Origin of the sequence: Aeromonas sp. QDB14 (genome assembly GCF_027707845.1) — a bacterium.
Lineage (GTDB): Bacteria > Pseudomonadota > Gammaproteobacteria > Enterobacterales > Aeromonadaceae > Aeromonas > Aeromonas caviae.
In genome coordinates, this window is the sequence record NZ_JAPCJD010000087.1 from 1 (window position 1) to 15,351 (window position 15,351).

General features: G+C 61.6%; 9 protein-coding genes and 2 pseudogenes. 4 read left to right on the forward strand and 7 right to left on the reverse strand.

The features are described from left to right. Window positions 1-310 precede the first annotated feature (310 nt). From PG887_RS19440 to PG887_RS19455, 4 genes are all read left to right on the forward strand, one after another. Window positions 311-1,489, forward strand: coding sequence for an acyltransferase family protein (locus PG887_RS19440; RefSeq protein ID WP_270822666.1), 1,179 nt, complete (start codon window positions 311-313; stop codon window positions 1,487-1,489). A gap of 348 nt (window positions 1,490-1,837) precedes the next feature. Continuing rightward, entirely contained in the window at window positions 1,838-2,875 is a 1,038-nt protein-coding gene (gene selD, locus PG887_RS19445; protein ID WP_041211415.1) for a selenide, water dikinase SelD, read from the forward strand. Next, complete coding sequence (mnmH, locus tag PG887_RS19450) at window positions 2,872-4,002, forward strand: tRNA 2-selenouridine(34) synthase MnmH (protein WP_041211414.1); 1,131 nt, start codon at window positions 2,872-2,874, stop codon at window positions 4,000-4,002. The genes selD and mnmH overlap by 4 nt, the downstream gene beginning before the upstream one ends. Further along, complete coding sequence (locus tag PG887_RS19455) at window positions 3,996-4,640, forward strand: MBL fold metallo-hydrolase (protein ID WP_104452926.1); 645 nt, start codon at window positions 3,996-3,998, stop codon at window positions 4,638-4,640. Before mnmH ends, PG887_RS19455 begins: the two co-directional genes overlap by 7 nt. Here PG887_RS19455 and PG887_RS19460 read toward each other — a convergent pair. The 7 genes and pseudogenes from PG887_RS19460 to PG887_RS19495 all read right to left on the reverse strand — a co-directional run. Then, on the reverse strand, window positions 4,616-5,632 hold the full coding sequence (locus PG887_RS19460; RefSeq protein ID WP_104455923.1) for a response regulator: 1,017 nt from the start codon (window positions 5,630-5,632) through the stop codon (window positions 4,616-4,618). The genes PG887_RS19455 and PG887_RS19460 overlap by 25 nt on opposite strands. Continuing rightward, window positions 5,629-8,798 (reverse strand): annotated as a pseudogene (locus PG887_RS22670) (response regulator). The gene PG887_RS19460 and the pseudogene PG887_RS22670 overlap by 4 nt, the downstream one beginning before the upstream one ends. 204 nt (window positions 8,799-9,002) lie before the next feature. Continuing rightward, window positions 9,003-9,290, reverse strand: coding sequence for a 50S ribosomal protein L25 (gene rplY, locus PG887_RS19475; RefSeq protein WP_010674717.1), 288 nt, complete (start codon window positions 9,288-9,290; stop codon window positions 9,003-9,005). Window positions 9,291-9,452: 162 nt separating this feature from the next. Then, window positions 9,453-10,283 carry a hypothetical protein gene (locus PG887_RS19480; protein ID WP_270822663.1) on the reverse strand — a complete coding sequence of 277 codons (831 nt, stop codon included), beginning with the start codon at window positions 10,281-10,283 and terminating at the stop codon, window positions 9,453-9,455. A gap of 71 nt (window positions 10,284-10,354) precedes the next feature. Then, on the reverse strand, window positions 10,355-14,269 hold the full coding sequence (hrpA, locus tag PG887_RS19485; protein ID WP_270822664.1) for an ATP-dependent RNA helicase HrpA: 3,915 nt from the start codon (window positions 14,267-14,269) through the stop codon (window positions 10,355-10,357). Window positions 14,270-14,458: 189 nt separating this feature from the next. Then, the gene (locus PG887_RS19490; RefSeq protein WP_010674714.1) at window positions 14,459-14,881 is read right to left on the reverse strand and encodes a CBS domain-containing protein; all 423 of its coding nucleotides are present in this window, start codon (window positions 14,879-14,881) and stop codon (window positions 14,459-14,461) included. 83 nt (window positions 14,882-14,964) lie between these two features. After that, window positions 14,965-15,279 (reverse strand): annotated as a pseudogene (locus PG887_RS19495) (helix-turn-helix transcriptional regulator); the annotation flags it as partial. Window positions 15,280-15,351: the final 72 nt, after the last annotated feature.

A 15,351-nucleotide genomic window follows, 5' to 3' on the forward strand; every position in this document is an offset into this window, starting at 1 on the left:
ATCGGCTCAAACATGAAGAAATGAAATGACTGAGTCAGCCGAGAAGAATTTCCCCGCTTATTCGCACCTTCCCTAGATCCCCTCTCTATTTTCGATGCGTCCCTATCCCATGCTGGTTTTGGGATGATAAACGCCCATTCATGACGGCAATAACACCCGTATGGATCTCTTTTAGGTAGGGTGATCCCGCCTGTGGCCGCCAAGCCGGGGCAGCCGACTCATCAGGGTTGATGAGCGGCACCACAACAAAAATTGATGTCAGGCCAAGCTGAACATCATCAAGGATCCCGTCATGAATCAATAATTACCGCTGTTGACGCCGCTGCGGGGCATCGCTGCCCTGATGGTGGTGCTGTTCCACGCCCGCTTGCTACTCTTCCCCCAGTGGATGGAGTCGATCGCCGGCCACACCCGACTCATCGAGAACGGCTACCTCTGGGTCGATCTCTTCTTTATCTTGAGCGGGCTGGTGCTGGCCCATGTCTATGGGGAGGCCTTCGCCCGCACGCCCCGCACCATTGGTTATGGCCGCTTCCTCTGGCTGCGGCTGACCCGGGTGTATCCCCTCTACCTGGTGACCCTGCTGCTGGTTGGCTGGGAGCTCTACAAGGCCCACCACGGGATTGGCTTCTACGCCGGCCCCCTGTTCAAGATGTGGGAGTGGGAGGGGATGCCTCCTTTTGGTTCCCCCTTCACCCCCGCCGAGGCACTGCCAAGCGCCTTCCTGCTGCTGCAGGTGGTAACGGATCACGGATTGACCTGGAACTTCGCTGCCTGGTCGCTCAGCGTGGAGTGGATAAGTTATCTGCTGTTTCCATTGCTCATTCCCCTCGCCGTCACCCGCAGCCGCTGGAGCAACCTCGCCCCCTTGCTGGCCTTGACGGTGCTGGCCTTGACGGTGCTGGCCTATATCGTGCACAGCCGGGGTACCCTGGATGTCACCAGCGGCGCGCTGGCCATCGGGCGCGGGGTGAGTGAATTCGTGCTCGGCCTCTGGCTGCTGCCCAAGGTGAAGGCTGCCCGCCAGTGGCCCATGATGCAGCAAGATCTGCCGCTGCTGCTCGCCTTTCTGCTCCCCTTCGCACTGATGCAGTTCACCATGACGCCGTTGTTGACCCTGCTACTGATCAGCGCCTACGTGTTGCTGATCTGGATTGCCGCCGCCCAAGGGGAGCGCCAGAGCCCGCTGCTGCGCCTCCTGGACAACCGCTTCACCAACTGGCTGGGGGATCTCTCCTACTCCATCTACCTGCTCCACGCCCTGGTGTTGCTCACCGGCTGCGAGCTTGTCCACTCTCTGGCGCCGGGGCTCACCGCGTGGTGGTACGCCCAGACCAACCCCTTGCTGGGGGTGCTGGCCACCCTGTTGATGCTCGCCGTGCTGATCGGGCTCTCGGCGCTGAGCTACACCCTGCTGGAGCGGCCGCTGCAACGGCGACTGCGCCGGCTAGGCAAGGCGCCCCAACCAGTGATGGAGCAAGCTGGCTAGTTTCCGTCGCCACATGCTGCCCCGATGCAAGACCGGCACGCCGTCGGGGCGGCTCAAAGTGGGACTAGCCTGAGCAAGGCGAAGAGTACGGCTCTTTTTGAACCCGACAATCCCCTTCGCTTTGTGTCAATTCCAGTTCGAATCAAGAGGGCCATCTGTGGCATAATGGCCCGTCCTGTGGTCCTCGGCGGGGCTTCGCCGGCGCATCCTTGCCCTCCTCCCGTCCTGCCAGGCAGCCTGACATCACTGTGTTCACAGGCCGCCAGGGCCACCCTATTTTTGCGCGCACATTTGACGGTGCCACAGCAGTTATTGGCACACGCAAGTCTGCCCACACAAGGGGAAAGCATGTCTTCCATTCGTCTGACCCAATACAGCCACGGCGCTGGCTGCGGTTGCAAAATCTCCCCCAAGGTGCTCGACACCATCTTGAAGAGCCAGATCCCGGGCTTTGACGACCCCACCCTGGTGGTCGGCAACAGCAGCAAAGATGACGCCGCCGTGGTCGATATCGGCAACGGCCAGGGCATCGTCTCCACCACCGACTTCTTCATGCCCATCGTCGACGATCCCTTCACCTTCGGTCGCATCGCCGCCACCAATGCCATCAGCGACATCTATGCCATGGGCGGCAAGCCCATCGTCGCCATCGCCATCCTCGGCTGGCCCATCAACACGCTGGCGCCGGAAGTGGCCCAGCAGGTGATCGACGGCGGCCGCCAGGTGTGCCACGAGGCGGGTATCTCGCTCGCCGGTGGCCACAGCATCGACGCCCCCGAGCCCATCTTCGGTCTTGCGGTGACCGGTATCGTGCCACTCGACGCCATCAAGCAGAATGACACCGCCCAGGTGGGCGACACCCTCTATCTGACCAAACCGCTTGGCATCGGCATCCTCACCACAGCTCAGAAGAAGGGCAAGCTCAAGCCCGAGCATGAGCAACTGGCCCCGGATGCCATGTGCACCCTCAACAAGATTGGCCAGCGCTTCGCCGCCTTACCCGGCGTGCACGCCATGACCGACGTGACCGGTTTTGGACTGGCAGGCCACCTGCTGGAGATGTGCGAAGGTTCCGGCGTCAGTGCCCGTCTGGACTTCAAGACGCTGCCGCTGCTGGACGAGGTGGATTATTACCTGAGTGAGGGCTGCGTACCGGGCGGTACCCTGCGCAACTTCGACTCCTATGGTGACAAGCTGGGCACCATGGATGATCGCACCCGCAACATCCTGTGCGACCCGCAGACCAGCGGCGGCCTGCTGGTAGCCGTCGGTAAAGAAAGTGAAGCCGAGCTCCTTGCCATTGCCGCACAGGCAGGGCTGACCCTCTCTCCCATCGGCCAGTTGCAGGCCCGCACCGGCAACCAGTTCATCGAGGTTGTCCAATGAGTGCCCTGCCACTGGCCACGGATTACGCCCGGATCTTTCTGGATGAGGTTCCACTCATCGATCTGCGCGCCCCCGTCGAGTTCAAGGAAGGGGCCTTTCCCACCGCCGTCAGCCTGCCGCTGATGACTGACGAGGAACGTGCCCGGGTCGGTACCTGTTACAAGCAGGAGGGACAGGCCGCAGCCATCACCCTGGGCCATCAACTGGTAGGTGGCGCGGTGCGCGCCGCGCGCATGGAAGGCTGGCTGGCCAGGTTGCGCCAGCAACCCGACGCCCTGCTCTACTGTTTTCGCGGCGGCCTGCGCTCGCAAACCGTACAACAGTGGCTGGCCGAGGCCGGCGTCACCCGCCCCCGGGTCGCGGGCGGCTACAAGGCGCTGCGCCACTTTCTCATCGACACCCAGGCGAAGGCCAGTGCAGAGTGCGACTGGACCGTGCTGACCGGCATGACCGGCTCCGGCAAGACCCACATGCTGGCGCACATCACCCAAGCGGTGGATCTGGAAGGGCACGCCCGTCACAGGGGGTCGTCGTTTGGCCAACTGCCGGGTGGGCAACCCGGCAACATCGACTTCGAAAATCGGCTTGCCATCGAGCTGCTTCAGCGTCGCAACCGGGGGGAGTCACAGTTTGTACTGGAAGACGAGAGCCGCCTCATCGGTCGCTGCGCCCTGCCACTCAACCTTTATGAGGCCATGTGCCGGGCTCCTCTGGTGGTGGTGGAGGTGCCGCAGGAGGCTCGGGCCGAGCAGATCCGCACCGATTACGTGCAGGATCTCTGGCTGCGCTATCTGGAGTTCCATGGGCCAGATGCAGGCTGGCCGCTGTTTGCCGGCTACCTCACCGACGCCATGGCCAGGCTCAAGCGCCGACTCGGTGACAAGGATTATCGCGAACTCGATGGGCTGTTGCAGGCCGCCCTCAGGGAACAGGCCCAGAGCGGGGACACCCGCGCCCATCTGGTCTGGATCAGACTGCTGCTGACTCGCTACTATGACCCCATGTACCGCTATCAGCTGGACAACAAGCGCGAGCGGATCCTGTTTCGTGGTGACAAGGAGGCCTGCCTCGCCTTCTTCGCCAAACGCTCCCCCCTTCAGACCCCTCAGGAGAGTCCCACATGTTGAAGTTCGAGGTGATCCCGGTCACCCAGTTCGCCCAGAATTGTTCTCTTATCTGGTGTGACGAGACCCGCCAGGCTGCCCTCGTCGATCCCGGCGGCGAGGCGGACAAGCTGCTGGCCGCCATTGCCAAACGGGGGCTGACCCTCACCCATATCCTGCTGACTCACGGCCATCTGGATCACGTGGGCGCCGCCGCGGAGCTGCGCGAGAGAACCGGTGTCGCCATTACCGGCCCCCACAAGGAGGATGCCTTCTGGCTCGATATCCTGCCCCAGCAGAGCCAGATGTTCGGCTTTGCCCATACTCCGGCCTTTACACCGGATAGCTGGCTCGAACAGGGTGACAAGGTACAGGTTGGCAAATGCGAGCTGGAGGTCTATTTCTGCCCGGGCCACACTCCGGGCCACATCGTGCTGCTCTGCCAGGCAGAACGCCTCGCCTGGGTGGGGGATGTGCTCTTTGCCGGTAGCATAGGCCGCACCGATTTCCCGCGCGGGGATCACGGGACGCTGATCAAGTCGATCACTGAGACCCTGCTGCCGCTCGGGGATGAGATCGTCTTTATTCCGGGCCATGGCCCGAGCTCCACCTTTGGTCACGAACGGGCCAGCAATCCCTATCTGAAACAGCCCATCTGGTAATCCCCCCGCTCCTCGCGGGCATCCCATTGCGCCTTGAGGCGCAAGATCTCCGGCATGATCTCGAGAAAACGGGAGAGCAGCCGGGGATCGAAGTGCTGGCCGGAGCCATCGCGCATGGTAGCCAGCACCCGGTCCAGGGGCCAAGGCTCCTTGTAGGGACGACGCACGCTCAGGGCGTCAAAGACGTCGGCGATGGCCACTATCCGCGACGCCTCGGGGATCCCCTCGCCGGTCTCGCCGGCGGGATAGCCCGAGCCGTCCCATTTCTCGTGGTGGTGCAGGGCAATCTCCGCCGCCATGCGAAAAATGGGGGCATCGGATCGCCTCAAGATCTCGTAACCGATACGCGGGTGACTGCGCATGATGACCCACTCCTCCTCGGTGAGGGGGCCGGGCTTCTTGAGGATGTGATCGGGGATACCAATCTTGCCCATGTCGTGCATGGGGGCCGCAAGCTCCAGCAGATCCGACTGCTCCGGGCTCCAGCCCGCCGCATCAGCCAGGGCCCGGGCGTATGCGGCCATGCGCCAGATATGCACCCCCGTGTCGGTGTCGTTGTAGTGGCCCGCCTCGCTCAGCATGACGATGGCGGTGCGATAGCTGCACTCGAGCTGATCGAGGCGCACCAGGGAGAGATGATTGCGCACCCGGGCACGCACCGTGCTCGGACAGACCGGCTTGTAGATATAATCCACTCCGCCCGCCTCGAACCCCTGGCTCTCGCTGTCTGCGTTGTCGCTCGCGGTGATAAAGAGCACCGGGATCCCGGCATGAGCCGGATCGGCCTTGAGCCGGCGGCACACCTCGTAACCATCCATGTCGGGCATGCGCACGTCCAGCAGGATAAGTGCCGGCTCATGACGCCCCACGGCGGCCAACCCCTCCTCTCCCCCTTTGGCAAAGAAGAGGTTGTACTCCTCCTTGAGGATTTGCCGCAGCAACCCGAGGTTGCTCGGCTCGTCGTCGATGATCAGCACGCGCGGTCGACTCATGGCGCAGGTTCCTCCCGATCCTCCAGATATTCCTCCAGCTTGCGGGTGGCGAACGGGATATCGAACAGCTCCAGGGCTGCGCTTATCTCGCACACCAGCTCGCAAGGCAAGTGACTCCTTGCCTGGCTCAGCGCCGGCTCAATCAGATCCAGATCCTCGCTCACCAGGGCCTGATGCAGGGCGTGCAGGCAGACCTCCCGCGCCTCCCCCTGGGCCAGCGGGGAGCTGACCGCGCCCGGCTCGCGCCCGGCATAGGTATCGATGGAGTGTTGCGCCCGCTCCAGGGCCTCGAGGAAGGGCGCGATAAGCTGGCTGGTGTCGCCACCCTGCTCGATGGCCTCGTTCAACTCGGCACTGATACGCGCCACATCGGTGAGTGACAGGCTGCCCGCCACCCCCTTGAGCTTGTGGGTCAGGCTCGCGGCCGCATCGGTCTCGTGCTGGGCGATGTAACCCGGCAACACGGTACCGACCGTCATGTAGTCATCGCGAAAACGCCGCAGGTATTTAAGATAGACCGAGGCTTCACCCCAGTTGCGCAGTCCGGTATCGATATCGATGCCGGCCACCGGCTCGTGGGGGAGTCGTTCGTCGTTCACGGTGAGCGGCAGGACTACGTCCGGCAGATAACGCAGCAAGGTCGCGATGAGCTGCTCCACATCGAGCGGCTTGGCGATGAAGTCGTTCATGCCAGAGGCCAGCGCCGCCTCCCGCTGATCCTTGAATACCCCTACGGTGAGTGCCAGCACGGGAGTCTCCTCCCGCCCCGGCAGCAGGCGCAGGCGACGGGTCGCCTCGTAGCCATCCATCACCGGCATCTGCACATCCATGAGCACCAGATCGATGCGCCGTGCCGGATCTGCCAGGCAGGCCAGGGTTCGCTCCCCATCGATGGCGGTCATCACCTCGGCCCCCTCCCGTTGCAACAAGCGGGTCGCCACCTCCAGGTTGATGTCGCTGTCATCCACCAGCAGTATGTGCACGCCCGGCAGGCGCAGACGGCGCTGGCCACTCTCAAGGGGCTCCACATGCTCGCGCTTCTCGTGGATGAGACGCGCCACCGCGTTGTAGAGACTGGAGCCGGTGACCGGTTTGTGCAGCACCAGATCCACCTGATCAGAGCCGGGGCGGTGCATCAGTTCATCCTGGGAATAGGCGGTCGCCATGATGATGATGGGTGAACGCTCCTGCTGCTCGAAGGCGCGGCGAATGGCCAGGCAGGTCTCGAGCCCGTCCATGCCCGGCATGATCCAGTCGAGCAGGATCACGTCGAAACGCTCCCCCTGGCGCAGCAGATGGTGTAGCGCCTGCTCACCGGACTCCACCACCCGCGACTGCCATCCGAGGGAACCCACCGTCATCGACAGGGCGTCGCGGGTCACCTGATTGTCGTCGGCGATGAGCAGCGAGATGTGCTGCAGGCGCTCGTTCAAGGCCTCGGGCCGCTCCACCTGCTCCAGCCGGACGCGGAACCAGAATTCGCTCCCCTTGCCAAGCTCGCTGGTGACGCCGATATCCCCCCCATCAGATTCACCAGGCGGCGACTGATGGTCAGACCAAGCCCGGTGCCCCCGAAGCGGCGACTGGTGGAGGAGTCTGCCTGGGAGAATGCATTGAAAATGTTGGCCTGCTGCTCGGGGGGAATGCCGATCCCGGTGTCGCGCACCCGAAACAACAAGGTGGCCATGCCGTCTTGCTCTGATTCCAGCACAACCTTGACCTCCACCTCGCCGCGTTCGGTAAACTTGATGGCATTGCCGGTCAGGTTGAGCAGCACCTGCTCGAGGCGCAGGGCGTCCCCAATCAGATGGGAAACCGGCTCGGGGGCACTGCTCACCACCAGTTCGAGGTGCTTCTGGCCAACGCAGGTGGACATGATGGCCGCCACGTGATCGAGCACCTCTTCGAGACTGAATGGCACCCGCTCAAGCTCGAGCCGACCCGACTCAATCTTGGAGAAATCAAGGATGTCGTTGATGATCCCGAGCAGCGCCTGCCCGGCCTGGTGGATTTTGCGCACCAAGGCATGCTGACCATCGTCGAGACCTCCCTGTTCGAGCAGGTAGGTCAGCCCCATGATGGCGTTCATGGGGGTGCGGATCTCGTGGCTCATGTTGGCGATGAAATCACCTTTGACCTGTGCCAACCTGGCCGCTTCCTGCTGGGCCAGTTGCTCCTTGTGCCTGCTGCGCACCAGTGCAGCCACACCGGCACCAAACAACAGCAGCAGCACGGCGCTGGCGGCCAAGATGATCCCCCAGATATGAGTGCGAATGGCCTGCAGCTCGCTGTGCGGCACCAGGGACGCGGCTTTCCAGATCAGCTGATCATGATTCTGTGCCGGGTACAGGGTGGTCCAGCTCCAGAGTCCGTCGGCAGACTCCATCTGGCCGTTTGATGCGTCCCAGAACGCCTGCCAAGCCTGGGGTGAAGTCTGCTTCAGAGTCAGATCCGGGCGCTCGAGCATGAAGCCCCACTCCCGGGATGGGTCCGGGCTGCGCAGCCAGTATCCGTCCTGGTTGAACAGCATGGTGTGATCGGCTGCCTTGCCGCTGCTGTCGGCAAACTCCTTGAGCATACGGGCGGCCTGGACGTTGATAAGCAGCAAACCAAGATCACGCCCCCCAAGGCGCAGACGCTTGGCAATGCGGATCATGGGGTTGAAGGGGCGATCGATCACCCCGTGTTCAACGTTGAGATCGAGCGGCGAGACGTAGACCCGCTCCCAGGGCAGCGCCATGGCATCACGAAAGTAGTAACGATCCCCCTTGTTCTGCAACTGGTCGTCCGCTACCCGCCACAGACGCTGACCCTGACGATCGATGCGCACTAGCTCCATGCCATCCGGGGCAAGCCAACGCACCTGGGCATAGTCGGGATTGCGGTTCAGCAGGATGGTGAACTGGACGGCCAGGGTCTCACGGTCATTGCGAGCCGCCGCTTCGAGCAGGATGGGTTCTTCCGACATGCTGCGCACATGGCGCAGCGGCACCGCCAGCTCGCCGTCAAGGCGGCCGCTGGCAAGCGCCAGGAAGGTGCTCTCATCACTGCGAACGCGATAGAGCTCGCGTTCGATCAGTGCATTGCCCAGCAAATAGCCACCCGCCAGGACCAGCAGCAGAATAGGTGAAAACAGCAGGATATATGTCCGTACGATTCCCTTCATAACGGTCAACATCGCCCCGAAAAATGGACTTGTCCGAGTACTTCTTGAATATCAGAGCACCACAACACGTGTCCTGCTGTCAATCATGCCTACAAGTAAAGACCAATAGTGCTGTTTGAGTATTTTATTTTCCCGGAAAAAATGCTGTAAAAACAAAGAGGCCACCCGATTGGGTGGCCTCTTCACAGGAAAGTTCGTTGTCGATTAGACGCGAACGAAATCCAGGTGAACCAGCTTGTAGCGAACCGGGTGACGCTGGATAGCCTTCACGTTCACTTTGACTTCTTCACCGTTGATGACCAGGGTCAGCTCGGAGGAGTAGAACTCCGGCTTCTCTTGGGCCAGGATCAGTTTTTTGTGGTCCAGGGTAACGGACACGGCTTCTTTGCCTGCACCGTAAACGATGGCAGGAACCAGGTCAGCATGACGCAGGCGGCGGCTCGCACCTTTCCCCAGGTCAGAACGGACTTCAGCTTGGAATACGAAAGACATAGTGATTATCTCTTTTAAGATGAATGTATGGTGTTGACTGCGACCGGTCAGCACCTCGCAAAACGAGCGCGAATACTAGCACGGGCCCGAAGGGGATACAAGGAAAGAACCCGCGGCACTCCTCTCTAGGCAAAAAGGCACTCCAACGCCTCTCGCCATCCCCTAACGCCCCTGCTCCAGACGGGCAAACTGCTGCTGTCGCTGGGCCGGGCTCAGGGCATCGAATTGCGCCAGAGTCTGCGCTGTGGGGCAATAGAGGCGCAGCCCGGCTTGCACCCGGATCCCTTTGACCATCCTGTCACGATTTTCCTGTACCAGCGCCAACAGATAGCTGTAAGTATCCGAACCGCCGGCCTCCTTTGACTGAAGCTGGCTTGCAATACGCCACAGGGTCTCTCCCGCCGCCACCTGATGACAAACCCGCGATGCCTCCCCTGCCGCCGTGGCGGAAAGAGTCAGGGTCGTCGGCTCAGGGGCCGAATCTGCGGTGGCCATGGGCTGTGCATTTTCCTGTCTTGCCAAGGCCTGGGCGGGGACCTGCCCCCCAATCCGTGCGAGCAAGGGCTCCCCCAGGGGCATCCGCGCCTTCCTCTCCCGAGGCAGGGAGAACTCGGCGACAAAGGCGACTGCGCCCGGGACTTCGAACGAGGGGGCCGAGGAGGCGGTGTGCGGTACTGATTGGTGGGGCGCCATGCCATAGGCCATCTCATCGATGCGCTTTAGCCTGGCCAGGTAAGCCTTGGAGAGCTGGGCCTCCCCTTCGAACAGATCGAAGGGGGGCACCAGCCGGGCAGGAAAGAGGATCTGCCAGCGGCCGTTCTTCTTTCTCTGTTCAAGAGGGGGAAACTGATTGCCCCGCCAGGCCGCAAAAATGGGCGGCACGGGGCGCTGCACCGGATAGTACTCCGGGTTGAGCTGCACCCAGGTTTGTTCCGCAATGGGTTGATACCCGCTGATGTTGACCAGTGCCACCCCCAACCAGATCCCCAGCATATGACGGCCTCCCTTCCCTTTGGCGTCCCGTTGCTTTCACACTATGGCTCAGAAAACAGATAGATAGCAGCTTAGCACTGGGCAATGGCGCTCTGCACCCGTTTATCCGAGATAGGGTATGGCGTCCCCAGTTGCTGGGCGAAGAAGGAGACTCGCAGCTCCTCGATCATCCAGCGAATATTGGCCACCTCGGTGGGAATAAGCTGGGATTTGGGGATCTTGGCGAGCAGTGCCTTGTACTCCGACTCCACGCTGTGCACCTTGAGCATGTAGACCCGATCCCGGTTGGGATCGATGGCGAGCTTCTCGAGGCGCCGCTCGATGGCCCGCAGGTAGCGCAGCAAGTCAGGCAACCGCTGCCAGCCGGTCTCGGTGACAAAGCCCTTGTGGATGAGGTTGCCGAGCTGCTGCTGGATGTCCGACATGGCAAAGGCGGTGTCGAGCTGCATCTTGCCCTTGAGCCGTTTCTTGATCTCATGGGAGAGGGTCAGCACGGCTTCCACCTGTTTGGCCACCTCCACCACCGCATCGTTGAGCTCGGCGCGGACAAACTCCTTGAGCGCCTCAAAGCCGGCTTCGTCCCACGCCATGCCGCCATGCTGCTCAATCAGCTTGTCACAGCCACAGGCGATGCAGTCGTCGATAAGCTCGGCCACCTTGCCAAACGGGTTGAAATAGAGCCCGAGCTTGGCCTTGTTGGGCAGCTTTTCCTGCAGGTACTTGATGGGGGATGGTACGTTGAGCAGCACCAGCCGACGCTGGCCTGCCCACATCAGCTGCTGCTGCACCACAGGGCTCTCCACCAGCTGGATGGCGACCGAATCCTTCTGATCAACCAACGCCGGATAGGCCTTCACCTCGAACCCACCGCGCTTCTGACTGTACTCTTGCGGCAGTTCGCCAAAGCTCCACAGGGTGAGGCCAGACTGCTCGATATCATCGTCCGCCACTTGCGACAGAGTCTCCTGCACCTTGCCGCGCAGGGACTCTTTCAATGCCTCCAGATCCTTGCCTTCCGCCACCTTCTTGTGCTTGTCGTCCACCACACGGAAGGTGAGTTTCAGGTAATCGGGCACCGCAGCCCAATCCCAGGATTCACGGGGCACGGTCACGCCGGTCATGCGGCGCAGCTGACGCTCCATCTCGTCCAAGAGCGGCCCCTGCTCGGGGTTGATACTGGCGAGCAACGCGTCGGCGTAGTTGGGCGCCGGCACGAAGTTCTTGCGCATCGGCTTTGGCATCGACTTGATAAGAGCGACGAGCAGCTCATGACGCAGCCCCGGGATCAACCACTCGAACCCCTTCACCTCCACCTGATTCAGGAGCGGAAGCGGAATATGCAGGGTCACACCATCTGCGGCCTCCCCCGGCTCGAACTGATAGGTCAGCTTGAGCTTGAGACGCCCCTGCTGCCAGAAGTTGGGGTAGTCGAGATCGCTGATGTGGGCCGCATCCCCCTTCATCAACATCTCTTTCTCGAAGTTGAGCAGCTCGGCATCCTGCTTTTGCGCCTCTTTCCACCACTTGTCGAAATGGCGAGCGGAGATCACCTCCTCTGGCAAGCGGGCATCGTAGAAGCGGAACAGATCTTCATCATCCACCAGGATGTCGCGCCGACGGGACTTGTGCTCCAGCGCCTCCACCTCGGCCAAGAGCTTGCGGTTGTCGCTGAAGAAGCGGTGACGGGTCTCGAAATCCCCCTCCACCAGGGCACGGCGGATAAACAGCTCCCGGCACAGCGCCGGGTCGATACGGCTGAAGTTGATGGTGCGCTCGTTGACCAGGGTCAGGCCATAAAGCGTCACCTTCTCCTTGGCCATCACGGCGCCATTTTTCTTCGACCAGTGGGGGTCGCTGTGGTGCAGCTTGATGAGGTGACCTGCCAGCGGCTCCACCCACTCGGGTTCAATCTTGGCGTTGATGCGGGCATAGAGGCGCGAGGTCTCCACCAATTCTGCGGCCATCGCCCACTTGGGCGGCTTCTTGAACAGACCGGAGGCCGGGAAGAGGTGGAAACGGCCATTGCGGGCCCCGAGGAATTCGGGCTTCTCCAGATCCTTGTTGCCGATGTGGCTCAAGAGGCCGGTCAAGAGCGCACAGTGCACCGTCTTGAAATCCGCCGGCTCATGGTTGGCTTTAAAACCCAGCTCTTTGACCGTCTGACGCAGCTGGAAGTGAATGTCCTGCCACTCGCGCACCCGCAGGTAGGAGAGAAACTCCTTCTGGCACATGCGGCGAAACGGGTTGCTGCCAAGGGCATCCTGCTGCTCTTTCAGGTAATTCCACAGATTGACGAAGGCGAGGAAGTCGGAATCCTTGTCTTCAAAGCGTCTGTGCTGCTCGTCGGCGGCCTGCTTCTTCTCCATGGGCCGCTCGCGGGGATCCTGAATGCTGAGGGCGGCGGTGATCACCATCACCTCGCTCAAACAGCCAGTTTGCGCTGCGCTGATCACCATCTTCGCCAGACGCGGATCAAGGGGGATACGCGAGAGCTGGCGACCGGTCTCGGTCAGCTGCAGTTTGGCTTCGCGATCGCCCGTGGCGGGCAGCTCGCGCACCGCCTCCAGCTCTTTCAAGAGGGTCAGACCGTCCTTGATATGGCGCGACTCGGGTGGCTCGACGAAGGGGAACGCCTCCATGTTGCCAAGGCCAAGCGCCAGCATCTGCAGAATGACCGATGCCAGGTTGGTGCGCAGGATCTCGGGGTCGGTAAAGGCCGGACGGCCGTTGAAATCCTCCTCGGAGTAGAGGCGGATACAGATACCGTCCGCCACCCGACCGCAACGCCCTTTACGCTGGTTGGCGCTGGCCTGGGAGACCGGCTCGATGGGCAGGCGCTGCACCTTGGTGCGCCAGGAGTAACGACTGATGCGGGCGGTGCCCGGATCGATGACGTAGCGAATGCCCGGCACCGTCAGCGAGGTCTCCGCCACGTTGGTGGCGAGCACGATGCGCCGCCCGGCATGTTGCTGGAACACCTTGTTCTGCTCGGCGTTGGAGAGGCGGGCGTAGAGCGGCAGCACCTCGGTATCGCGCAGGTTTAGCTTGCGCAGGGCATCGGCGGTATCGCGGATCTCCCGCTCACCGTTCATGAAGATGAGGATGTCCCCGAGCCCCTCGCGGGCCAGCTCTTCCACCGCATCGAAGATCCCCTGCAGCTCGTCGCGCTCCTCCAGCCCTTCACTTTTATCACTGCTTTTTTTATCAACAAATAGCGGACGGTAGCGCACCTCCACCGGGTAGGTGCGGCCAGAGACCTCGATCACCGGCGCCTTGTTGAAATGGCGGGAGAAACGTTGCGGGTCGATAGTGGCCGAGGTGATGATCACCTTGAGATCGGGGCGCTTTGGCAGCAGCTGTTTGAGATAACCCAGAATGAAGTCGATGTTGAGGCTGCGCTCGTGGGCCTCATCGATGATGATGGTGTCGTACTGGGTCAGCATCCGGTCGTTCTGGATCTCGGCCAGCAGGATACCGTCGGTCATCAGCTTGATGTGGGTCTGCTCGCTCACCTGATCGGTAAAGCGCACCTTGTAACCCACGTAGTGGCCGAGTTCGGACTCCATCTCCTCGGCGATACGGGCCGCCACGGTGCGGGCCGCCAGACGGCGCGGCTGGGTGTGGCCGATGAAGCCCTTCACACCGCGCCCAAGCGCCAGACAGATCTTGGGGATCTGGGTGGTTTTGCCCGAGCCGGTTTCGCCGGCGATGATCACCACTTGATGCTCTTCAATGGCTTTGGCGATCTCCCCCTGCTTCTGGCTGACTGGCAGATTGTCCGGATAGGTGACCTTGGGCACGCCCGCCAGACGGGACTGGTAGCGCGCCTGTGCCACATCCAGGTCAGCGGCGATGGTCTCGAGCACGGCAGCCTGCTTGGCTTCCGGCAGCTTCTTGACCCCGTGCAGTCGACTGGAAAGACGGCGGGCGTCGAGATTCATGCAGGCGGTAAGACGGCGGCGCAGCGCCTCGATAGAGAGAGACAAGGTACGAATTCCTTAAAAGAGTGCCCATCAAGGGCCATATCGATAGCTGGGGGAGATCCTAAAGAGCGAGGCTGGGCGGTGCAAGCCTTAAAGCGCCGCGCCAGCACATCAAGCCGGAGGCGTCATGACCGTCACGGATGAAAAGAGCAGGCCGGAGCCTGCTCTTTGAAAACAACCAGACAACACCGCTCAGACTCTGGCCTGATGCACGAAACAGGTGCCAAGCTGGGCGTGGATGGCCTGCATCACATTGTGGCGGTTGATGACCCCGAGCAGGCGCCCCTCCTCCACCACAGGATAGATCTTGGGCTTTTGACCCATCATCATCTCCGCCAGATCCAGGATGCTGGTGTCGGGGCCGACTGCCAGCACCTCCTTGCGCATCACATCCCTGACCTGGGCCACCTGTTCACAGTGGTAGGCCTCTTTCAACATGACGGCGATGCAATCCTGCTCGGAGACCCAGCCAATCAGATGTCCCTGGCTGTCCACTACGGGGCCGCCCAACTGATGACTGTTGAGAAATTTTTCCACCGCCGCCTGTACCATCATCTCTGCGCTGAAGGTGATGGGCTTGGTCTGCATGTAGTCCTTTGCTTTGAGTGATTCCATGACGCTTTCCCCCAACGAGCCTCCCGAGGGGAGGCAAGAGCCGGGCACTATGTCCGGCTCACTCCAAGCATAGTCCGCATGGATCAGGAGATGGATTGCAGCAAGAGCAAGAGCTCGTTCTGGCTGTGGCAGTCGGTCTTCTTGAACACCCCTTTCAGGGTGGAGCGCACAGTTTCCACCTTGACACCGCGCAGCTCCGCGATGTCGTTGCTGCTGTAACCCTTGCTCATCAGCACCAGCAGCTCCTTCTCGCCAATGGTGAGGGGATAGAGGCTGGCCAGCGCTTCGATGTCGGGGTTGAAGGCGTGCTCGGGGTCACGCAGCACCACTTCCACATAGCGTTCAAAGCGGCTGAGTCCGCTCATCAGGGTGCATTGGACCAGCAGCGGACGCACATGTACAGGATCTTTAGCTACAACCAATTGAAATAGATAGAAAAAAGGCTTCGTTTGTGATCTGATTTAATCGCA